General features: G+C 68.8%; 19 protein-coding genes. 8 read left to right on the top strand and 11 right to left on the bottom strand.

What is annotated here, in order from left to right:
- Nucleotides 1-30: 30 nt before the first annotated feature.
- A complete protein-coding gene (locus ACFYWM_RS27760; RefSeq protein WP_389919103.1) occupies nucleotides 31-945 on the top strand; it encodes a glycosyltransferase family 2 protein in 915 nt (304 codons plus the stop codon).
- A 57-nt stretch (nucleotides 946-1,002) separates the two neighbouring features.
- The gene (locus tag ACFYWM_RS27755) at nucleotides 1,003-1,899 is read left to right on the top strand and encodes a hypothetical protein (protein WP_389919100.1); all 897 of its coding nucleotides are present in this window, start codon (nucleotides 1,003-1,005) and stop codon (nucleotides 1,897-1,899) included.
- Here the strand turns inward: ACFYWM_RS27755 and ACFYWM_RS27750 are convergent.
- The gene (locus tag ACFYWM_RS27750) at nucleotides 1,883-3,067 is read right to left on the bottom strand and encodes an acyltransferase family protein (RefSeq protein ID WP_389919097.1); all 1,185 of its coding nucleotides are present in this window, start codon (nucleotides 3,065-3,067) and stop codon (nucleotides 1,883-1,885) included. The two genes, ACFYWM_RS27755 and ACFYWM_RS27750, sit on opposite strands and share 17 nt — an antisense overlap.
- 284 nt (nucleotides 3,068-3,351) lie before the next feature.
- Between ACFYWM_RS27750 and ACFYWM_RS27745 the strand changes: the two genes are divergently transcribed.
- Nucleotides 3,352-4,005 (top strand): hypothetical protein, encoded by a 654-nt coding sequence (locus ACFYWM_RS27745; RefSeq protein WP_389919095.1) that lies wholly within the window; start codon nucleotides 3,352-3,354, stop codon nucleotides 4,003-4,005.
- On the opposite strand, the gene ACFYWM_RS27740 is transcribed toward ACFYWM_RS27745, so the two are convergent.
- Nucleotides 3,995-4,870: a DUF6492 family protein gene (locus tag ACFYWM_RS27740; protein ID WP_389919092.1), complete on the bottom strand. Its 876-nt coding sequence runs from the start codon at nucleotides 4,868-4,870 to the stop codon at nucleotides 3,995-3,997. The genes ACFYWM_RS27745 and ACFYWM_RS27740 overlap by 11 nt on opposite strands.
- A 191-nt stretch (nucleotides 4,871-5,061) precedes the next feature.
- Between ACFYWM_RS27740 and ACFYWM_RS27735 the strand changes: the two genes are divergently transcribed.
- Both ACFYWM_RS27735 and ACFYWM_RS27730 read left to right on the top strand, forming a co-directional pair.
- Entirely contained in the window at nucleotides 5,062-5,796 is a 735-nt protein-coding gene (locus ACFYWM_RS27735) for a hypothetical protein (RefSeq protein ID WP_389919089.1), read from the top strand.
- Nucleotides 5,797-5,800: 4 nt separating this feature from the next.
- Nucleotides 5,801-7,204 carry an O-antigen ligase family protein gene (locus ACFYWM_RS27730; RefSeq protein WP_389919086.1) on the top strand — a complete coding sequence of 468 codons (1,404 nt, stop codon included), beginning with the start codon at nucleotides 5,801-5,803 and terminating at the stop codon, nucleotides 7,202-7,204.
- 41 nt (nucleotides 7,205-7,245) lie between these two features.
- Here ACFYWM_RS27730 and ACFYWM_RS27725 read toward each other — a convergent pair whose 3' ends face one another.
- Both ACFYWM_RS27725 and ACFYWM_RS27720 read right to left on the bottom strand, forming a co-directional pair.
- A complete protein-coding gene (locus ACFYWM_RS27725; RefSeq protein ID WP_389919083.1) occupies nucleotides 7,246-9,006 on the bottom strand; it encodes a DUF4082 domain-containing protein in 1,761 nt (586 codons plus the stop codon).
- A 323-nt stretch (nucleotides 9,007-9,329) separates the two neighbouring features.
- Complete coding sequence (locus tag ACFYWM_RS27720) at nucleotides 9,330-10,286, bottom strand: right-handed parallel beta-helix repeat-containing protein (protein WP_389919081.1); 957 nt, start codon at nucleotides 10,284-10,286, stop codon at nucleotides 9,330-9,332.
- Between the two features lie 40 nt (nucleotides 10,287-10,326).
- Between ACFYWM_RS27720 and ACFYWM_RS27715 the strand changes: the two genes are divergently transcribed.
- A complete protein-coding gene (locus ACFYWM_RS27715) occupies nucleotides 10,327-11,232 on the top strand; it encodes a glycosyltransferase (protein WP_389919078.1) in 906 nt (301 codons plus the stop codon).
- A gap of 25 nt (nucleotides 11,233-11,257) precedes the next feature.
- Here ACFYWM_RS27715 and ACFYWM_RS27710 read toward each other — a convergent pair whose 3' ends face one another.
- From ACFYWM_RS27710 to ACFYWM_RS27680, 7 genes are all read right to left on the bottom strand, one after another.
- Nucleotides 11,258-12,007 (bottom strand): methyltransferase domain-containing protein, encoded by a 750-nt coding sequence (locus tag ACFYWM_RS27710; RefSeq protein ID WP_389919076.1) that lies wholly within the window; start codon nucleotides 12,005-12,007, stop codon nucleotides 11,258-11,260.
- 65 nt (nucleotides 12,008-12,072) lie between these two features.
- Nucleotides 12,073-13,254 (bottom strand): glycosyltransferase family 4 protein, encoded by a 1,182-nt coding sequence (locus ACFYWM_RS27705; RefSeq protein ID WP_389919073.1) that lies wholly within the window; start codon nucleotides 13,252-13,254, stop codon nucleotides 12,073-12,075.
- Complete coding sequence (locus ACFYWM_RS27700; RefSeq protein ID WP_389919070.1) at nucleotides 13,244-14,560, bottom strand: nucleotide sugar dehydrogenase; 1,317 nt, start codon at nucleotides 14,558-14,560, stop codon at nucleotides 13,244-13,246. The genes ACFYWM_RS27705 and ACFYWM_RS27700 overlap by 11 nt, the downstream gene beginning before the upstream one ends.
- 145 nt (nucleotides 14,561-14,705) lie before the next feature.
- Nucleotides 14,706-15,803: a GNAT family N-acetyltransferase gene (locus ACFYWM_RS27695; protein ID WP_389919067.1), complete on the bottom strand. Its 1,098-nt coding sequence runs from the start codon at nucleotides 15,801-15,803 to the stop codon at nucleotides 14,706-14,708.
- Between the two features lie 23 nt (nucleotides 15,804-15,826).
- Nucleotides 15,827-16,777, bottom strand: a complete 951-nt coding sequence (locus ACFYWM_RS27690; protein ID WP_389919064.1) for a glycosyltransferase family 2 protein — start codon at nucleotides 16,775-16,777, stop codon at nucleotides 15,827-15,829.
- A 13-nt stretch (nucleotides 16,778-16,790) separates the two neighbouring features.
- Nucleotides 16,791-17,465, bottom strand: coding sequence for a polysaccharide deacetylase family protein (locus ACFYWM_RS27685; protein WP_389919061.1), 675 nt, complete (start codon nucleotides 17,463-17,465; stop codon nucleotides 16,791-16,793).
- Nucleotides 17,466-17,775: 310 nt separating this feature from the next.
- On the bottom strand, nucleotides 17,776-18,324 hold the full coding sequence (locus tag ACFYWM_RS27680; protein ID WP_389919058.1) for a dTDP-4-dehydrorhamnose 3,5-epimerase family protein: 549 nt from the start codon (nucleotides 18,322-18,324) through the stop codon (nucleotides 17,776-17,778).
- A 241-nt stretch (nucleotides 18,325-18,565) separates the two neighbouring features.
- Here ACFYWM_RS27680 and ACFYWM_RS27675 point away from each other — a divergent pair, with 241 nt between their 5' ends.
- Both ACFYWM_RS27675 and ACFYWM_RS27670 read left to right on the top strand, forming a co-directional pair.
- Complete coding sequence (locus ACFYWM_RS27675; protein ID WP_389919410.1) at nucleotides 18,566-19,684, top strand: helix-turn-helix domain-containing protein; 1,119 nt, start codon at nucleotides 18,566-18,568, stop codon at nucleotides 19,682-19,684.
- 2 nt (nucleotides 19,685-19,686) lie between these two features.
- Nucleotides 19,687-20,223 carry a hypothetical protein gene (locus ACFYWM_RS27670; RefSeq protein ID WP_389919056.1) on the top strand — a complete coding sequence of 179 codons (537 nt, stop codon included), beginning with the start codon at nucleotides 19,687-19,689 and terminating at the stop codon, nucleotides 20,221-20,223.
- Nucleotides 20,224-20,339: the final 116 nt, after the last annotated feature.

The following is a 20,339-nucleotide window of genomic DNA, read 5'->3' as shown; positions in this document are numbered from 1 at the left end:
AGAACCGATCCAGAACACGAAGGAAGAAAAATGGTGGGAACCGACACGCTGGTGTCCGTCGGGCTGCCGGTGCGCAACGGTGCCGCGAGGCTCGCGGGCGCGGTCCGGTCGGTGCTGGCGCAGGACCACGAGAACATCCAGCTGGTGATCTCCGACAACGCCTCCACGGACGAGACCGAGGAGTACTGCCGCGACCTGGCGGAGTCCGACAGCCGGGTCACCTACCACCGGAACCCGGAGAACATCGGGCTGCTCAACAACTTCATCCGGGTGGGCCGGCTCGCCCGGGGGACGTTCTTCCGCTGGGTCGGTGACGACGACCGGCTGGATCCCGGCTGCGTGTCCCGCTCCCTGCGGGTCCTGGCCGAGGACGAACGGCTCGTCCTGGTCACCACGGGGGTGGCCTACACCGGCCCCGACGGGGTGACCGAGAGCGTCCCCTACGACGGCACGGGACTGCGTTCCGACGATCCGGTCGAGCGCTTCGGCGAGATGCTGCGGATGCTCAACGAGAGCCATCTGCTCATCGATCCGCTGTACGGCCTGATGCGGCGCGTTCCCGTGGTGGACATCCCCCGGCGCAACATGCTCCGTGAGGACGAGGTGTTCGCCGCGAAGCTCGCGCTGGCCGGACCGTGGGGTCACGTCCCCGAGGTGCTCGCCCACCGCAACTGGCGGCCGGAACGCATCGGCATGGTCGGCCGGCGCCTGGGCGTGCCCGGCTGGCAGGCGTACTTCTCCTCGACCCTGCAGTATCTGGAGATCCTGCGCACGCTGCGCGAGTGGGACCTCACCGCGGAGCAGCGCCATCGCGCCCGCGCCGCCGCGCACCGGATGTACCTGCGCCGCCAGCGGCGGACCGTGTCCCACCGCGGCCGCAAGCTCGCGCGGCTGGCGGGTGATCTCGCCGGCCGTACCCCGGGGCGCTCCCCGGCGGGGAGCTGACCGCCTCGAAGGGCACCGATCAAGATCCACACCTTGTGAATGGGAGACCGTGCAGCGATGACCACAGTTTTCTCCAACAGCGTCGTGAACGACGAGACCCGCAGGGGACTGCTCTACGGGGGTGAGGTGTTCGTCTACTCCGCGACGCCCTCCTCCGGCCGCCTCGTCGACCTCGCCCGGGAGCTGATCTCCGAGGCGTTCGGGGACCGCGATCCCGAGACCGCCCAGTTCGACCTGCCGGTCGAGGAGTTCGCCGCCCTGCTCGCCACCCTCAAGCCGCGGTTCATCCACCACCCCGAGTGCAAGAAGCTGCTGCCGGCCGTCCTGGAGGAGCTCGGCTGCGCGCTCGACCGGACCTACTTCGACGTTCCCCGGCTGCGGACCTCCACCTCCGACGACTACCTCACCTCCGGTATCTCCTACGCCTTCCACCCCCATCGCGACTGCTGGTACTCCGCGCCGTTCAACCAGCTCAACTGGTGGATCCCGATCTACCCGGTGGTGCCGGAGAACGTGATGGCCTTCCACCCCCGGTACTTCGACCACCCGGTACGCAACGGCAGCGCCCGGTACGACTACGCCGAGTGGAACCGGACCAGCAGGCTCACCGCGGCCCGGCACGTGCGCACCGACAGCAGGGAGCAGCCCAGGCCCGAGGAGCCGATCGAGCTCGACCCGCAGGTGCGGGTGGTGCCCGAGCCCGGTGGGGTGCTGCTCTTCTCCGGTGCCCAGCTGCACTCGACGGTCCCCAACACCTCGGGCAGGACCCGCTTCAGCATCGACTTCCGGTCGGTGAACATCGACGACGTGCGTGCGCGCCGGGGCGCGGTGAACGTGGACGCCGCGTGCACCGGAACCACCCTGCGTGACTTCGTACGCTGCGCGGACCTCGATCCGATGCCGGAGGAACTGGCGCTGGAGTACGAGGCCGAGGCGCTCACCCGCCCGAGGTGAGGTTCCGTGACAGCGTGGTCCGGGCCGCCGCGAGCAGGGCGGCCCGGTCGCGATGGCGTTGGAAGGGCAGCTCGAAGACCGCCGCGAACAGGCGGGCCGCCAGCAGGGTCACCGGTACGGCCAGTGCCAGGGCGACCAGGAACGCCGGAAGGCCGGCGGGCACCCGAGGGGTGACGACCAGCTGGTGGACGGCCACCACGATCGGGGCGTGGATCAGGTACAGCGTGTAGGAGAAGGAGCCCAGGGCCCGGATCGGGCGCAGGTCCAGCACCCGGACCAGGAGCGCCGGCCGGCCGGTGGCCACCGCCGCGAGCAGCAGGGCCACCGAGGGGCCGAGCGCGATGTCGATCCAGAAGTAGTGCGCCACCGTCCAGACCGAACCCCGCACGACGATCACCGCCAGCACCGGGGCCGCGGCGAGCGGCGCGAGCCAGTGCCAGGGCAGCCGCCGGGCCCGCTCACCCGCGCCGACGACACCCGCCGCGACCACGCCCAGGGCGAAGAGCACCGCGAACTGGGGGGTCAGCCGCATCAGCATGTCCACCGCGGGCACGCCGGGCGCGAGCAGTCCTATCGCCACCACGACCGCGGTGACGAGCCCGACCATCACCGCCGCGCCCGCCCTGCGCAGGATCAGCAACAGCAGCGGGAAGGCGAGGTAGAGCTGGGCCTCGATGGCGATGGACCAGAAGGCCCCGTTGGGGCTGGGCGCGCCGAAGACGTCCTGGAGCAGCAGGCCGTACACGACCACCGACTTGGCCGTGGGCGGTCCCTCTCCCGGCTGGGTGACCAGGGTCCACGCGATCACCAGGCTGAACGTCAGGGCGGCCCAGTAGGGCGGCAGGATGCGCCAGGCGCGGCGCCGGGCGAAGCGGCGCACGTCGCCGAGCCGCCATCCCGAACGCGCGGGCGAGACGGCGAGGGAGAAACCCGACAGGACGATGAACACGACCACCGCGAAGTGCCCGTAGAGCAGCCAGCCGAGCCAGCTCGGGCCCGTGTTGGCCGGATACCCGGGAAAGGACATCAACCAGCAGTGGTGCACCACGACGAACAGGGCCGCGACGCCGCGGATCCCGTCCAGCCCCGCCAGCCTGCCGCGCTCCCCGGGCGGCCGCTCCGGATTGTCGATGGGATTATCCTGCTCGCCCTTTTCGGGTGATTTCACCTGATCAACTCCCATCTCGGGCCGATGTCGGGCTCACTCAACCGCCCTTTTCGGCCTATCGACGGGTCTATCGTTGTATGACCGCCAGACGTAACATCAAATGAGGAAATGGCGCACGGGCTGATTCTGTCTCCGGCCAATGTAACGGTAAGCGTATACTTCCCGATTCGTAACTGTACTGTCTCGGGGATTGGAAATGCCCCGTTGCTAACAAGGGGCGGAAAAATATGGACTTTTGGAAAGCCGTATTCGGTATCGTCAGACGCGGAACCGTCGGTCCCCCCTTGGTCCTGTCCGCGCTCGCCGTGGCCGTTCTGGTCTTCTTCCTGGTGCCCGCCTCGTATGTTTCTAGCGCGTCGATGGTGTTGACCACCCCCACCACCGGTGGGACGCTCCCGACCGAGTCCACCAGGCCGCTCGGGCTGACCAACCCGCTCCTGCAGTTCAGCGACGGTCTCCGGGTCACGGCGGGCATTCTCATCCTGTCGCTGAACACCCCGGAGATCGCGGCCGAGCTGGGGGTGACGGACGGCAGCACCAAGGTCACCGTCAACGACGGCCGTACGAACCCGAACCTGCTGGGCATCAGCACGAACGGCCCGTTCGTCTACGTGGAGGTCGAGAGCACCTCCGCCACCACGGCCCGGGACGTGGTGGCCAAGGCGAAGGAACGCGTCCGCAAGGAGCTGGCCACCCGCCAGGACGAGCTCAGGGCCCCGCGGTCCACCTTCATCTCGGTCGTCGACGTGGTGCCCTCCACCACCCCAGAGGCCAAGCTCTCCGCGAAGGTGACGGCCGCGGGCGGGGCGCTGGTCCTGGTGCTCGTGATCGGTGTCGCCATCGCGTACGGCCTGATCCAGGTGCGCGGGAGCGGACGGCCGGCCGATCGTCCGAAGCGCGCGGGCGAGGTGCGGGAGACCGAGACGGTCAACCAGTGATCTCGGCGCATCGCCTGATGGCCGTCTGCCGTACGTCCCACGGCGTCTCCGACTTCGCCGAGATCATCATCGCCACCGCCTCGGGGCCGAGCCGATCGGCGAACGCGACGGCCCCCTCGTGGTCCAGCGGCGTCCGCTGCCAGTTCTTGTGGCAGATGGTGGTGTTGGAGGGCGGGGGCTTCGTGGTCTGGCCCAGAACCTCGTCGACGAACACCCCGTAGAGCATGAACTCCGAGATGTGCAGCCGGGAGTTGAACGCGTCCAGCCAGTGCCGGCCGGTGGTCTCGGCCATCCGTCGCTGCATGGCCCGGACGGTGGCGGGAACCCAGAAGTTCATCGCCGTCACGTAGTCGGTCAGCGGGGGCGGAGGGGCGGGAGGAAGACCGAGCAGCTCACGGGAGACCCGGTGCCACATGACGTGCCGCTCCATGTCGGAGGTCACCCCCTTCTCCTCACGGTGCAGGCAGAGCCGTCCGTCGACGGTGAAGCTTGCCGCGCTCGTTGGGCGGACGAGCACCACGTCGGAGTCGGCGATCAGCACGGCGTCCACGTCGAGCCGGGCGGAGAGCGCGATCTTGAGTGTCTGCTGCATGACCCAGCCCCTGACCGGAGGCCACGGTCTACGGGAATTGACCCACAGGGGGTAAGGGGCCAGACGTATGTAGTATTTCGGAAGAAGCTCGTTGTACGTCCAAATGCGACAGCGAGGGCCGGCGTACTTGGCGAAAATGCTCGTCCAGGCCGGAGATATGATCACATGGTGCACTGTCTCGTCCGAGGTATGTTTCAGTACCGACCGATGCAGATCGGCGAAAAGTTCCGCGTCGGGCCCGTGGGTCGGAGTGATGACGGCCAGCTTGGTCATGGACGATGAACCCCAGTCCTGTGGCATCGATGGTCACGAATCATCCGCAAGCAGTATCGTCACATTAAACGATTCGTTACGGTGTGCATTACGCACATCTTCCAGCCCATTCCGAGTAACGCCCTGCCCCGGTCCGGGCGATGACCATTGGTGGGCTGTCGCACGGTCGCCCGATTCGGGAGAGGAAGCGCATGGACTTCTGGGGGACGGTCCTCGTTGTGTTCCGACGCTGGTACGTTTTCCTGCCGGTCTTCGCGCTGTCCGTCGCCGCCGCCGCGAGCCTCTACTCCACGGTCCCGACGACCTACGTCTCGAACGCGGTGCTGATCCTGACCACGCCGACCACCGGCGGCAGCCTGCCGAGCAACCCGGACATCCCCAACGGCCTGACCAACCCCATGCTCAACTTCGACCACGGGCTGAGCATCTCCGCCTCGATTCTCATCGCGGCGATGGGGACGCCGGAGATGGCGGCCGAGATCGGCGTGCGAGACGGTGGGGATGTCACCTTCAAGGTCACCAACGGGGGCAGCAACCTGGAGTCGCTCGCCACTGGACCGTTCCTTTTCGTCGAGGGGGAGGGACATTCGGCGGCGGCCGCACAGGACGTCGTGCGGCGGGTCCTGGCGCGGGCGAAGAGGGAGCTGGAGCTCCGGCAGAAGGCGGTGCGGGCTCCCTCGGCGACCTACATCACCACCTACGAGGCGGTGCCGCCGACCACCCCGCTGGCCCAGCGGGGGCGGAAACTGCGCGCGGTCGCCGCGGCGGCGGGCGTGGGCGTCATGACGAGCCTGTGTGCCACGTTCATGGCCGAGAGCTTCCTGCACAGGCGGCGGCTCCGGCGTCCACCTCCCGCCCCGGAACCCTCCGAGGTGGCGGCCGCGCTCAACGGCCGGCTGCCCGCCGACCCGGCTGTGAGGCACTGACCCGATGGCGGATCCCAGCGCGGCGGGAAGACCCGCCCTGCCGCCGCGACGGCGCGCCGACGCCGCGACCCTGGCCTGCGTCTTCGCGGTGGCCCTTCTGATCGTCCCGGCCCGCATGGTGTTCCGGGGGCTGCCACTGTCGATCACACCGGCCAGCCTCGTCGCCCTCGCCGCCACCTTCCTGTGCCTGTGCGCGCACCTCACCCTCACCCTGGGGATGGCGAAGGGCCGGAGTCCGGTGCGCACCGCGTTGCTGTTCTTCCTGACCGCGATGGTCGCCACCTTCGGCTACGCCACCTTCGGATACATGCCGTCCGACGAGCTCAACCTCGCCGATCACGCCCTGATCCTGCTGGTGGCGAACGCCGGCCTCGCGCTCCTGGTCTGTGACGGGGTCCGTGGCACCGCCCGCCTGGACTTCGTGCTCCAGACCGTCGTGGTGGCCGGGGCGGTCATCGCGGTGATCGGAGCCTGCCAGTTCCTGCTCGATCTGGACCTCACCCGCTACATGGAGTTCCCCGGGCTCCGCTACACCGCGGAGGACGGATTCATCACCCAGAGGTCCGACTTCCGGCGGGTCGCGGCGACGACCGGCCATCCCATCGAGTTCGGCGTCGTGTGCGCGATGCTCCTGCCGATCGCCATCCACTACGGGTTCCAGGCCCGCGAGCGCTCCGAGCCCACCCTGCGCTGGTGGGCCTGCTCGGGGCTGATCGCGATGGGCCTGATGTTCTCGGTCTCCCGATCCGCGGTGCTCGGGCTGGCCGGTGTCGCCGTCGTCCTGTTCCTCGGCTGGCCCGCCCGGCGGCGGTTGCACGCGCTGGGGGTCGTCCTCGTCTTCCTGGCCCTGATGAGGGTCATGGTCCCGGGGCTGCTCGGCACGTTCTACGGCCTGTTCGCGAACTTCGGGAACGACGACAGCATCCGCTACCGCACGCACGACTACGAGGTCGCCGCCCACGAGATCGCCAAGCATCCGTGGCTCGGACGCGGAGCCGGCACCTGGTACGCCCCGAAACACCAGGTGTTCGACAACCAGTACATCCTGTCCACGGTGGAGACCGGTCTGATCGGCATCGGGTCGATCGTCGGCATGTTCGCCTGCGCGTTCTACGCGGGGCTCCGGGCCCGGCATCTGAGCACCGATCCCGGCACCCGCGACCTCGGTCTCACCCTCGCCGCCTGCATGGTGGTCCCGCTGATCGGGGCGGCCACCTTCGACCTGATGTCCTTCGACACGGCCACCGGCCTGTCGTTCCTGCTGATCGGCGCCGCGGGGGCGCTGCTGCGCGCCGCCACCGAGCCGGCCGGCTCCCGTCCGCGCGACCCCGGCGCGTCCCCGGGCGCTTCCGGTTCAGGGGATCCGGCCGGTGCGAATCGCGACGCGGGCGGTCAGGTCGTGCCCTGACCGCCCGCGCCTCCCGCGGCGTCCGCGTGTTTCGAGGCGCCTCAGCCGTCACACTTCAGCGGGCCGACGGTGGAGGTGATCCGATAGTTCCGGTCGATCGTCACCAGGGAGTTCCCGGCCCAGTCGATGGCCTTGCAGTCGGCCTCGACCGGTCCGTAGATCCAGGATTTGTCGACCAGTTTGTTGTCGCGCACGACCAGTTCCCCGCGTGCGTTCTTCAGCTGGATGCTGTAGGTGCCGCCCATCACGAGGTTGTCGGTGATGGAGGCGTCCACGATCTGCTTGTCGACGAGGAAGATGGGGGCGGTGGCGTTCTTGGCGTCGCGCTGGTCGACGGTGTTGTGGTCGAAGACCAGGCCTTTCCCGGTGCGGTAGGTCTGGATGCCGTCGGAGTGGTCTCCGGGGTTGGAACACAGGTGGACGTAGGAGTCCTTGATGACGATGTCGTCGCCGGAGGCTCGGAAGCCGTCGCTGTGGCCGCGGACGTGGACGCGGGTCGCGGTGTACTTGTCCTGGCCGACGCCGGGGAGGGTCTGGCAGCCCTGGGCGGGGCCGACGGTGGAGTCGGTGATGGTGAAGCGGAAGGTTTTCTCTCCGTCGGCGTTGATCACTCCGCCGTCGATCCGGCTGTTCCTGATGACCACGTCGTCGGCGTGGACGAGGAGGTCACCGGTGATGTGCACGCCGTCGAGCACGGCGCCCGGAGTCTTGACACGGTAGGCCGCGCCGTCCTCGTTCAGGGCTCTCTCGGTGAGTTCGGTGCCGTTCGGCACGCCGGTGCACGCCGGAGTCGGATGACTCGGGCAACCGCCGCCTGGCGGAGGGGAGAACGTCGCGCCCGGGGTGAGGGTCGGCCCGCTCGTCCTGGTGCCGCTCGGGCTCGGCGTCACCGTCGATTTCGATGTCGGCGTCGGGGTGGCGCTCGGCTTCGGGGTGGTGCTCCGGGTGGGGGTTCTGCCGGGCGTCGCCGTGACGGCCGGCCCGGTGACGGTCGGCGTCGCGGTGACGGCCGGGCCCGGGGTTGGGCTCAGAGTGGGGTTCGGGGTGGGGCTCAGGGTGGGGTTCGGGGTGGGGCTTGAGACGGGGGCCGAGGGCGTCGTGCCGGTCGGGGTCACCGTCGGGGGCGCCGTCGCGGTCTGTTCCGGAGCGGGGCTCGGACCCGTCGACGGCCGGGAGCCGGGAGACCTCGTGACTCGCGGTCCGGGACCGCGGTCGTGCCAGCGGAAGACGACGTCCACCCAGTAGTTGTAACCCTTGGGGTTCGACCTGCGGGGGAACGCGCTGTCGCCGTACCCGAACACCCCCGCGCCGCGGGGCGTCGTGGACAGCGGGCCCGAGCGGGCGGATGTGAAGCCCGTGCTGCCCACGAAGGTGCCCTGGCTATGGTAGGAGACCGTGTAAAGCCGCTTGGCCTTCAGGTGGACGGGCGTGGCGAACCGGGCCTGCTGCCAGCCGGACTCGCTCTCCTCGGCGAACACGACGCGCGCCAGCCGCTGCCCGGCCGCGTTCCACAGGCTTCCGGTGTGCCTGCCCCTCTCACCCTCGGCCTTGTAGAACCGCATCCCGGTCACCCAGCCGTTCCGGGCGGGGGTGAACCGCATGCCCAGCTCGACGGGCGCGCGACCGGTGTGTCTCGGCGCCTGTACCTCGCTCGCCGCGGACCAGAAACTCGTCTCCCTGGGGCTGGGGGATTCCGGGGCGTGCTCGGTGGGTGCCGGTTCGGCCGCCGCCACCTGTTCCACGGTGACGGAGTCGCGCGTGACGATCCAGGCGGCGGGGATGGAGACCGCCAGCAGGGCCACGACCAGGGCCGGTATGAAAAGGCCCCGCTGTGATCGCCGGCGGCGGGGTGACCCGCCCTCGGCGTCGCCGTGGCCTGGGGAGTTTGTACTGGCCATTTCTCTGACCTCCGTGCCGATGCGAGATCGGCTCGACAATATGTCCGTTCTGGTCCCCGTACAGAGGCCATTGTTGCGACTGAGGTCATAGACGCGTGCCGGGTTTGCAGTATCAGCGGTTAAATGTCATCAAATATCGACTTTCCGGTAGGGGCATTATGTAACGACATTAACATGAATGATCATTCGCAATTGACCGCGGCAAGATGGGGATATCGATATGTGAATCATCCCTCGCAGGCCAGCGGGCCGACGGTGGAGGTGATCCGGTAGTTCTGGTCGATCGTCACCAGGGAGTTCCCGGCCCAGTCGATGGCCCCGCACTCGGAATCGACCGGTCCGTAGATCCAGGATTTGTCGACCAGTTTGTTGTCGCGCATGATCAGCTTTCCGCGGCCGTTCCTGAGCTGGATGCTGTAGGTGCCACCCATCACGAGGTTGTCGGTGATCGAGGCGTCCACGATCTGCTCGTCGACGAGGAAGATGGGGGCGGTGGCATCTTCGGCGTCGCGCTGGTCGATGGTGTTGTGGTCGAAGACCAGGCCTTTTCCCGTGTGGTAGGTCTGGATGCCGTCGGAGTGGTCTCCGGGGTTGGAACAGAGATGGATGTAGGAGTCCTTGATGACGATGTCGTCGCCGGAGGCTCGGAAGCCGTCGCTGTGGCCGCGGACGTGTACGCGGGTCGCGGTGTATTTGTCCTGGCCGACGCCGGGGAGGGTCTGGCAGCCCTGGGCGGGGCCGACGGTGGAGTCGGTGATGGTGAAGCGGAAGGTCTTGTCCCCGTCGGCGTTGATCACTCCGCCGTCGATCCGGCTGTTTCTGATGACCACGTCGTCGGCGTGGACGAGGAGGTCACCGGTGATGTGCACGCCGTCGAGCACGGCGCCCGGAGTCCTGACACGGTAGGCCGCGCCGTCCTCGTTCAGGGCCGGCGTGCTGAGCTTCGCACCGGGCGGCACACCGGTGCACGCCGGGGTCGGGTGCTCCGGGCAGCGTCCGACGGCATTGCCGGTGGTGGCGGGAGCGCTCGTCGGCGTCACGTCCGGGGAGGGGCCGCACGCCGTCAGGAGCGTCACCCCGGCCACGCAGACGGCCGCGAGCAGGCGGGGCCATCCCCGGTCGTCACGGTGCGGCGTCGGTGTGGACAACGGCACCCCGTCGAGTGCCGCCCGTTCTACTCTCATCTGGTCATCCTTCGTTGAACGGCGATCCGGAGGCGTTCCGATGAACGACGCTGTGGAGGAGGGTGTCCCGCTCCCGGCGGGGCAGCCCGGCGAACGATCACCGCTTGTCAGCGTCGTCGTGCCGGCGCACAACGAGGAGGCCGTCATCGCGACCGGCCTGAGCCGGTTGCTCGCCGGTACGGAGCCCGGAGAGTTCGACGTCGTGGTGGTCGCCAACGCGTGCTCCGACGGCACGGCGGAGGCCGCCGGACGGGCCGGTGTGCGGGTCCTGGAGACCCCGGTGGCGGGAAAGGCCAACGCCCTGCGCCTCGGCGACGAGGCCTGCCGCACCTTCCCCCGGGTGTATCTGGACGCCGACGTCGAGCTCGGCGCGGCCTCGGTGCGCGCGCTCGTCGCCGCGGCGGGCCGGCCGGGCGTGCTCGCCTGCGCCCCGGTCCCGGTCTGTGACCTGGACGGGGTCGGCTGGATGGCCCGGCGCCTGCACAGGGTGCACGATCAGCTGATCGCGCCGTTCCGCGCGCTGGCCGGGGCGGGGGTCTACGTGCTCACCGAGCAGGGGCACGGCAGGGTCTTCCCCATGCCGGACGTGATCTCCGACGACGGCTGGGTGCACGGAGCCTTCGCGCCCCACGAACGGGTGGTGGTGCCCGAGGCCGGTTCGCTGGTGCGCCCGGCCAGGACGGTCGCGGCGCACCTGAGGCGGCGGGTGCGGGTGCGGATGGGCAACCGGCAGCTCGCGGCCCTGGGCCGTACCGCGGCCGAGGGCCGCCTGCGGCTGGGTTCCCTCGGGGCGCTCGTGGCGGGGCGGAAGGTGAGCCCGCTCGACGCGGGCTGCTACCTCGCCGTCCTGTTGATGGACCGGACGCTCACCCGGGTGCGGACCCTGCGCGGTGGTCAGGTGCGGTGGGGGACCGACACCGGGAGCCGGTCCGGCCCCGGCGGTTAGCGGGGCGCTCCCGGCACCGGAGCGGTCAGGCATCGGGCGGCTCGATGATCGCGTAGACCCGGGTCGAGCCGAACGGGTCGTCCTCCACCGCCTTACGCCCCCGCCGGACCGTGCGCAGCCGCCGGAAGCGGCCGGTGCCGAGGAGGAACGCCTCCTCGACCGGATTGAAGTAGAGCACCGTGACTCGCCGGGGGTTCCGGTCCACCGAGGCGATCAGCCTTTCCATCACCGTGCTGAAGACCTCGCCGCGGAAGGGGTTGTTGAGGAACACCACGCTGACGTCGTCGGGGATCTCGTAGTCGAGCACGTCGGACCGGACGAGTTCGATGTCCTCGCAACGCAGGCGGAGCCGGGTGCCGGTGACGTTCTCGCGCGCGATGGCGTTGAGCTCCTCGGAGAGCTCGACCCCGATCACCTTCTTGAACGGGTAGTGCGAAGCGGCCTCCAGCACCATCCGTCCCATGCCGGAGCCCAGGTCGATGAAGACATCGTGCTCGCCGACCTCGTGGCGGGGCAGCGCGCGCCGCAGGGTCTGCCAGTTCGCCGGTGAGTAGTAGACCCGGTCCCGGTGGGCCAGGCCGAACTCCTCAAGGCTCACGAACTCCGCGGTGCGCACGCCGTACCTGCGCTCGAAGAGCAGCCGGCCGATGCTCCGGCGCAACCACGCGTACGGCCGCCGGATGAGTGCCGACGACCCGCCGGAGGCGCTCATCCGCGTACCGCCGGAGATGTCCGTGAGGTACGGGTTCCAGGCACTGTTTCCATGACCACCCATTCGTTCTCGTGCGAATGCCAGAAGCGTCCGATCATCAGGAGCGTCCGGTCATCAGGAGCGTTCGATCATCGGGAGCGGGCGGTCTCGTAGGCGGCGAGCAACGCGGCCGCGGAACGTTCCCACGAGAGCGGCCCCCGGACGCGGGCCTGCCCGGCGGCTCCCATCCGGCGCCGTTCGCCGGGATCGTCGAGCAGGCGCGCGACCAGCTTCGCGAACTGCGACTCGTCGTTGGCGGGCGCGTACACCGCCGCCTCGCCGGCCGAGACCCTCGCCTCCCGCAGGTCGAAGGAGACGACCGGGCGTGCCATCGCCATGTACTCCATGATCTTGTTCATGGTGGACACGTCGTTGAGCGGGTTGAGCGGGTCCGGGGCCAGGCAGACGTCCGCCGTGGACAGGTGGCGCAGCAGGTCCTCGTCCGGGATCCGGCCGGTGAACTCGACGCTGCCAGAGAGGCCCAGCCTGCGGGAGAGGGCGACCGAGTCGTCGAAGGCGTCCCCGCCTCCGACGAACACCGCGTGCCAGTCCGTACGGCCCAGCTCGTCGCGGAGCCTGGCCAGCGCCCGCAGCGCGTAGTCCACGCCGTCCTGGGGGCCCATCACGCCCAGGTAGCAGAGCAGGTACGGCTTGCCGCGCTTGATCGACTCATCGGCGGGCACCTCGTGGAACCGCTCGACCGCGGGTGCGCTCCGGACGACGAACACGTCCTCTGGCCGCTTGCCGCCCCGGGCGATCGCCACCTCGCGGTAGCTCTCGTTGGTCGCGATGACCACGTCGGCCGCGCGGTAGGTGAGCCGTTCGAGCCGGCACACCATGCGGTAGAGGAAGTCCTCACCGCGGTCGAAGCGGGACAGGTAGAGCTCGGGCACGAGGTCGTGCTGGTCGAACACGAACCGCGCGCCGCGCCGCTTGAGCGTCCTCGCCACCAGGAACAGCAGGTCCGGCGGGTTGCAGGCGTGCACGACGTCGACCGGCCCGACACGGCGTGCCAGCCGGAAGGTGTGCCACAGCGCCGAGCCGTACTCACGCAGGTAACCGAGCGGCCCGCCGGTCGCCGCCCGCAGCGGATAGCGGTGGATCCGCACCCCGTCCAGCTCGACGTAGGGCTCACTGTCGCGCCTGGTGCCGCGCGGGCAGATGACGTGCACCTCCCACCCGGCGTCGCGCAGCGTGGTGCTCTCCTGCCACACCCGCCGGTCGAACGGTACGGAGAGATTCTCGACGAGAATGAGTGCTTTACCAGCCAAGGCCCACGTATCCAGGATGTGCCCGGCGCGCGTCGGCGTCGGGAAGGCGGACGAGGTCGATGATCGTGCGGTCGCCCGCCCTGTCGAGCGCGCTCAGCACGGCGGGGTCCGCGCATCCGACGACGCAGACGTCCACGTGGGCGAGCACCTCGTCGGCGGAGTTGGTCAGCAGCTCGCCCAGGTGCGGCAACCTGCTCTCTATGTAGTCGCGGTTCGCCCCCATGAGATGGGACAGCGAGACGTTCGCGTCGTAGATGCGGAGTTCGTATCCCTTGCCGAGCAGGCGTTCGGCCAGCTCGACCAGCGGGCTCTCCCGCAGGTCGTCGGTGCCCGGCTTGAACGACAGCCCGAACAGCCCGACCCGGCGGCTGCCGGCCGAGGCCACCAGCTCGAAGGCGCGCCGCAGATGGTCTTCGTTGGAGGGCAGGATGTGCGAGAGCAGCGGCACCGAGACGTCGGCCCGCCGGGCCGCGTAGACCAGGCCCCGCAGGTCCTTGGGCAGGCAGGAGCCCCCGAAGGCGAAGCCGGGCCGCAGGTAGGCGGGACTGATGTTGAGCTTGCGGTCGGCGGTGAAGACCTCCATGACCTGGTGGGAGTCCAGCCCGAGGGTCCGGCAGATCGCCCCGATCTCGTTGGCGAAGCTGATCTTCAAGCCATGGAAGGCGTTGTCCGTATATTTCGTCATCTCGGCCACTGCCAGGGGCACTCGGAAGATCTCGCCGGGAAGGCCGTCGTAGAGCGCGGCCACCAGGTCGCCGCTCACCGTGTCGAACTCGCCGATGACCGTCTTCGGCGGTTCGAAGAAGTCACGGACGCTCGTTCCCTCGCGCAGGAACTCGGGATTGACCGCCACCCCGAAGTCCGCCCCGGCACGGAGGCCGGACGCCCGCTCCAGGATCGGGACGAGAAGCTCGGCGCAGGTGCCCGGCAGCATGGTGCTGCGGAAGACGACCGTGTGCCGGCGGTCCAGGGTGGCGAGCGCCCGGCCGATCTGCTCGGCCACCCGCTCCAGATGGACGGTGGACAGACTGCCGTTCGGAGCGGAGGGCGTGCCGACGCAGACGAGGGAGATCTCGGTGGCCTCGATCGCCTCCGCCACGTCGGCGGTGGCCCGCAACGCGCCGGTCCGCACCATCTCCGAGGTCAGCTCGCCGATGCGCTCCTCGACCACCGGTGCCCGGCCCCGGGTGATGAGGTCGATCTTCACCGGATTGACGTCGACGCCGACCACCTCATGTCCGCCGGCCGCGAGACAGGCCGCGGAGACGCAGCCCACGTAGCCCAGCCCGAACACGCTGATTCTCATCCTGCGCTGCCTCCATCGCGTCATTTCCGCGAGCCCCGGTGTGGGAGGCGATTTACTAAGCCTCGCCCGACTCACCCTTTGTTCGGGGAATTCCTCTCGATCGTTACGATTGCGAGAAGCGCTCACCTCGGCGGTTCAGGCGATTTTATCGCTTTATATCACGAAATATTCGTAGCGCCTTGCGAAGGTTATGTCCAAATGTGGACGACTTTGCCGCGGTGACCATGACACCACGTGCCCGCCTAAGGGCCCTTCTGGTCGAACTCCGCGTCACGATTCCCTGGCACACCAGGGTCTCGCCCGTTTTCGCGCGCCTTTTATATTCGTCGTCACCCCGACCGAAATCGATGCGCGTGATGCCCATGGCGGGGGAGGCGGCCACGATCTCGCGCAGCAGCATCCAGCCGGGGGAAAGATTGGCGAACGCCGGATCGTAGACCGGAAACCACCAGTGCAGGACGTTCTCCGAACGCAGCCCGAAATGTGCCGCGATCAGGTGGGGGCCCGCGCGCAGGGTGGACAGCACGCCGCCGAAGGAGGAGTCGCGGGTGTGGAGCAACCGGGTCAGCAGGTCATGACGACCGGATTCGGCGAAGTAGTCCCGGGCACCGGTGGCGGCGTACTGGGCCCGCTTGAGGGCGACGACCCGGTCCAGCGCCTGTGGGTCGACCGCGTCGGCGACGAAACGCACCGCCCCGTGGGTCCGCTCGGCCTTGGCGGCGCGCCGGCGCGCCTGCCCCATGTTGTCCTTGCCGCTGCGGGAGGCCCGGCCGAGATACCCTTCCAACCCGCCGGAGGTGTCCGCGTACGGAGACGTCCGCCGGGACTCCACCCAGGGCTCGAACTCCGGACAGCTCTCCACCAGGTGGTCGAACTCGAAGGCGCGCACCCCGCCGGTGAGCAGATCCAGCGGGTCGAAGGCGGAACCCGGCGCGAGGACGGGGCCCTGGAAGTCCGCCGCGGGCCAGCCCGCGGGCCTGATCAGCGACCGCTCGCGATGGTGGGGAAGCAGGACGCGCACCCCGCCCGAGGCGTCCGTGCCCACCGACACCCGTACCTCGCGCCCACCGGCGTGCACGGCCGCGGCGAATCCGGGATGGAAGCAGGGACTGTCCAGCAGAGGGTTGTCCGCGCGCAGCGCGTGCCAGGTGTCCAGCTCCCGTGCGGTGAGCGCGTCGAACCCGACGGTCCGCAACCTTGTCGTCCCTCGTCCGGTGGACGGCTCGCCCACGGCACCGCTCATCGTGATTCCCTCAGGTCGTCCGGTCAGTCGGCGAGCTTGCGCAGTCGGCGTGACGGTCTGAGCAGCGCCGTGACCGAGGCCCGCGAGGTCCGGCGGCCGGTGAGCGCGCGCGCGCCCTCGCCGAGGACGACCGCGAGATAGTAGGCGAGCGAGGCGGCCCTGCTCCTGCGCCGCCGGAACAGCTTGACCTTGTTGACGGTCAGCAGCGCGGCGAGCGTGGGGTTGACGCCGGAGTCGCCCCCGATGTGCTCGACCGTCGACGCCGGTTCGTACCACAGCGTCCAGCCCCGGTCGGCGGCGCGGAGCGCGTACTCGGTCTCCTCGCTGTAGAGCAGGAAGGACTCGTCCCACGGTCCGATCTCGCGGACGAGCTCCGTGGAGATGAGCATGGCCGCGCCGGTGGCCCACGCCGCGGGGCCGGGCCGTTCGTACTCGCGGGGATCGGTGACCAGCTCGCCGAGCGTGCCGATCCGGCCCGCGAGGTCACCGCCGATCACCGCCTCGGCGATCGCCCTGCCCACCGTGGGCGTACGGCGCAGCGAGGGCTGGAGGCTGCCGTCCGGGTTGGCCAGGCGGGGAACCACGAGACCGCATCCCGGCTGCCGCAACCTCTCCACCAGGGGAACGAGCGATCCCGGCAGCAACCGGCAGTCGGGGTTGATCACGAACACCGCGTCTAGGTGGTCGAGGTCCAGCGCGTCGACACCCGCGTTGATCGCCGAGGCGTAGCCGGCGTTCCGGCCGAGCTGGACCACCTGGAGGGGGAGATCGGTCGTCTCCCGGACGATTTCGAGGGTCCGGTCCCTGGAGGCGTTGTCGGCCACGACGACGTGGGCCAGCCGCACGCCCCGGGCACCCTCGGCGAGGGAACGCAGGCAGCCTTCGATCACGTCCGCGCTGTTGTACGTGACGATCACGACGGCGACCCGGGAATCGTCCTTGCTCTGCGTCGGCATGCTTTTACCACGTTCCATCGGGAGAAGGTGATCAGGAAGGTCGGCCACGGGTGCGCTTCACGGCGCGGGCGGCCAACCGGCGGGCGCGGAGCACGGGTGAGGGACGGCCGTCCAGGACGTGCGCGGTCCATCCGGCGTCGAGGTCGTGGCGGAGGCTGTTGCGCGGCTGGAGCCAGGAGCCGGGCCGGGCGCCACCGCCGTCGCTGGTGTAGGCGCGCGTCACCCCCGCCCTTCGCAGGCCGGCCAGCACGTGCCGGTCGTAGGAGCCGAACGGGATGGCCACCCTGGAGACCGGCCGTCCGGTGAGCTCCGCGAGGGCCCGGCAGGCGCCGGTGATCTCCCGCGCCGACTGCTCGGTGTCCATCCGCCGCCAGTCGCGATGGGCCCAGCCGTGGGAGCCGACGGACATCCCCGCGGCGACCAGCTCCCGTACCCCCTCCTCGTCGAGCCTGCCCGGCTCGCCGAGCAGGCCGGCCAGGACGAAGAACTCCGCGGTGAGACCGCGATCGAGAAGCCGGGGAAGAGCGATCTCCACATCCGAGGCGTTGCCGTCGTCGAAGGTGATCCGCACGTCCCGGCGGCCGGCCACCGCGTCGAGAACCCGCTCGAACTGCTCGACGCCGACCCAGGTCAGGTCTTCACCGGGGTCGAGTTCGCGGTTGGTCGCGCCGATCCCGTGCACCGTGAGGTTGACGACCGAACGCACTCGCGCCCTCGTTTCTGGTTCCACGATTCTCTTGCGGGCAGGGGAATTCACGCGGCATTCCGTTCCTGAGGCATATCGAGGAAGGGAAGCCATCGTTACAGGCACGCGGTGTCGCCCCGCTCCGCCTCTGTCGGCGTCGGCCTGCCCGCGCAGGCGGTGAAGACCCGGAACCCGCCAGGCCGGGGCGGCCACCTTCGACCCGCGCCCGTCCGCGACCGTTCGCGACCGTGCCCGGCCTGTCGTTCCTGGTCATCGGGGTATGCGGCCGCCCGGGAAAGCCGTCGGGAAGCCCGGTGAGAAGCCCGGAAGGTCAGCCGGCCAGCCGGGCACGCAGATCCGCCCAGGAACCCGCGGCCAGATCCCGCTCGCTGATCGCGGTGACCGGAAGCGGCCACCGGATGCCGAGCTCGGGATCGTCGTAGCGGACGGCGAGGTCCTCGGCGGGGTCGTGCTCCCGGTCGATCCGGTAGCAGACGTCGGCCTGGTCGGTCAGTGCCTGGTAACCGTGCAACAGGCCGGGAGGGACGTAGAGGTGGACGAACGTCTCGTCGTCGAGGACCACAGACATCTGGCGGCCGAAGGTCGGCGAGCCCGGCCGGACGTCGACGAGCACGTCGTGCACGGCCCCGCGGGCGCACCGGACGAGCTTGGCCTCCCCACGGCCGCCCCTGCCGTGCAGGGCCCTGATCGTCCCCAGCCGGGACCGCGACTGGCTGTCCTGGACGAACGCCTCGGGCCGCAGCCCGTGAGCGGCGGCGAGCGCCGCGTCGAAGGTACGGGTGAACAGCCCGCGGTCGTCCCTGTGCTGGGTGGGAACGAAGAGCAGGACATCGTCGATCTCGCCGCGTTCGACTCTCATGAGCCCATCCTTCCGACTCCCGGCCCTCCCGGTCACGAAGAAGCGGCAAACGGCACCGGCCGACGTACCCCTGAGAGACCTGGGGCAGGGTTCGCGCGCGTCCGGGCCGGAGCCGTCGAGGTAGGGCGGCCCGCCGAGAACGACAGCCGGGCCGTCCAGCCGCGGCACCGGTGAACGAGGCGGATCACTTGGAGCGTCCCGCTCGGCGGCGCGAAGGCAATGTTCTATTATCGAACACGTGATGATTGACGCGGAGACGCTGGGGCGGCGGATCGCCGAGGCGCGTGGGCGAGCCGGTCTCACGCAGGCCGAACTGGCCGCCTTGATCCCATTGGATCGTTCGGCTCTGGCGAAGATCGAAGGGGGAGATCGTCGGATCTCGGCGTTGGAGCTGGCCAAGCTGTCTGACGTGATCGGTGTGCGAATCGAGTGGTTCATCCAGGACGCACCTGCTGCGATCGTCTCCCGGCGTAATGCGCAGGAACCGGGCACACCCAGCCCGAAGATCGATCTGATGGTCGAGCGGCTCACCCGGGCGGTCGAGTTCGTTGCCGAACAGGCGGAGCACTTCGTCCTGCCCGTTACGCCGAGCAAGAAGATGCCTACGACCAATGCTCAGGCCGAGAAACTCGCCTCGGACACACGAGCGCTGCTGGGCGTGGACGGTGACGGCCCGATCGTGGGTTTGGACGAGAAGGCGGCCTCGATCGGCCTGCTTGTGTTCTCATATGACCTCGGTACCGACACGGCCGACGCGGCGACGGTCCTGCTGCGCAGTGGAGGTGTAGCGATCATCAACGGTCAGCGGCGTGTGGGCAGGAGGCGTCTCGCGCTCGCCCATGAATTCGGGCATTATCTTGTGGCCGATGAATACACCGTGGATTGGCGCATCGCCGAGCAGCAAAGTGTCGAACAGCGCGAGGGCTTGTTCGATCGTTTCGCGCGCGCTCTACTGCTACCCAGGATGAGCATTGAGCGTGACTGGAAGAAACTTGTGGCCGACAGCGAAGGCGAACTGCGAACGGCTGCCGTGCGCATTGCCAGTTTGTATCGTGTCGACATGACAACGCTTGCTCGACGGCTCAATGAACTCGGTCTCATCAGTCACGGCGAGGCCGGAAAAGTCCGGCTGATCAGGACGACACGGGCGGATATCGTAGATTTCGATCTTGTGGTGGCGAAGGACGAACTGATTCCACCCAGTTTGCCGCGAAATTACGAGCGTGCCGTTCTGGGGTTGTATCGTAGCGAGGTGATCTCTGCGGATCGAGCTCTGGATCTCCTGTTCGACACCTGGGACGAGAGCATGTTGCCCCCGCTGCCCAGGCGCTCCGAAGGTGCGATCTGGCAGTACGTCTGACCATGGCGGATCAAGTTGACACCCTGGTTTTCGATACCGGCCCGTTAAGCCACTTCGCCAAGCAGAGCTGGCTCGGGGTGCTGCGCGCGGTTGTCGGTGAGAGAACCGCTGTGATCCCGGACACCGTGGTCTACGAGCTTCAAAACGGTGTCCGTGAACACGTATACCTTCATTCCGTTCTGAATGCGTCCTGGATAGAGCAGCGCGATCTCATCGACGAATACGAAGAGTTCGCAACGTTCAGCGCGCTGCTGGTCGGCGCCGGTAATCGCAACCTGGGCGAAGCCGGTGTGCTGGCGTACGCCAAGGCACACGGCGCCATGGCAATCATCGACGACGGTCCGGCACGTCGAGCGGCCAAGTCTCATAATGTGCATCACCAGGGAACACTGGCTCTCCTTTGTGAGAGCATTCGATCTGAACTGCTCACGGTCGACCTGGTCTCAGCATTTGCCGACCATCTGATCGAAGGCGAATATCGTCTTCCTTTCATTCCTGGCGGTTTCAGACAGTGGGCGGCCAACCAGGGCATGATCTGAGGGGGCTCGTAAGTCGCCCTCTTGTCAGGCTCCTGCGTATTGAGGATTCGTCTGGGTTAGTCTCTGAGCGGCGGCGGCCGTCGGCCGCATTCGACGGCAAAGCTCTGCGCGTGGCC

The sequence above is a fragment of the Streptosporangium sp. NPDC002721 genome (assembly GCF_042888905.1).
In the GTDB taxonomy this organism is placed as follows: Bacteria; Actinomycetota; Actinomycetes; order Streptosporangiales; family Streptosporangiaceae; genus Streptosporangium.
This window is presented reverse-complemented; position numbering and strand designations above follow the sequence as displayed.

Excerpts from the sequence above, each read along its gene's own strand:
- ACFYWM_RS27695 (WP_389919067.1), bottom strand. The coding sequence starts at position 15,803 with ATGAGCGGTGCCGTGGGCGAGCCGTCCACCGGACGAGGGACGACAAGG.
- ACFYWM_RS27720 (WP_389919081.1), bottom strand. The coding sequence starts at position 10,286 with ATGAGAGTAGAACGGGCGGCACTCGACGGGGTGCCGTTGTCCACACCG.
- ACFYWM_RS27675 (WP_389919410.1), top strand. The coding sequence starts at position 18,566 with ATGATTGACGCGGAGACGCTGGGGCGGCGGATCGCCGAGGCGCGTGGG.
- ACFYWM_RS27680 (WP_389919058.1), bottom strand. The coding sequence starts at position 18,324 with ATGAGAGTCGAACGCGGCGAGATCGACGATGTCCTGCTCTTCGTTCCC.
- ACFYWM_RS27690 (WP_389919064.1), bottom strand. The coding sequence starts at position 16,777 with ATGGAACGTGGTAAAAGCATGCCGACGCAGAGCAAGGACGATTCCCGG.
- ACFYWM_RS27740 (WP_389919092.1), bottom strand. The coding sequence starts at position 4,870 with ATGACCAAGCTGGCCGTCATCACTCCGACCCACGGGCCCGACGCGGAA.
- ACFYWM_RS27760 (WP_389919103.1), top strand. The coding sequence starts at position 31 with ATGGTGGGAACCGACACGCTGGTGTCCGTCGGGCTGCCGGTGCGCAAC.
- ACFYWM_RS27755 (WP_389919100.1), top strand. The coding sequence starts at position 1,003 with ATGACCACAGTTTTCTCCAACAGCGTCGTGAACGACGAGACCCGCAGG.
- ACFYWM_RS27735 (WP_389919089.1), top strand. The coding sequence starts at position 5,062 with ATGGACTTCTGGGGGACGGTCCTCGTTGTGTTCCGACGCTGGTACGTT.
- ACFYWM_RS27710 (WP_389919076.1), bottom strand. The coding sequence starts at position 12,007 with ATGGGTGGTCATGGAAACAGTGCCTGGAACCCGTACCTCACGGACATC.
- ACFYWM_RS27730 (WP_389919086.1), top strand. The coding sequence starts at position 5,801 with ATGGCGGATCCCAGCGCGGCGGGAAGACCCGCCCTGCCGCCGCGACGG.
- ACFYWM_RS27715 (WP_389919078.1), top strand. The coding sequence starts at position 10,327 with ATGAACGACGCTGTGGAGGAGGGTGTCCCGCTCCCGGCGGGGCAGCCC.
- ACFYWM_RS27700 (WP_389919070.1), bottom strand. The coding sequence starts at position 14,560 with ATGAGAATCAGCGTGTTCGGGCTGGGCTACGTGGGCTGCGTCTCCGCG.
- ACFYWM_RS27670 (WP_389919056.1), top strand. The coding sequence starts at position 19,687 with ATGGCGGATCAAGTTGACACCCTGGTTTTCGATACCGGCCCGTTAAGC.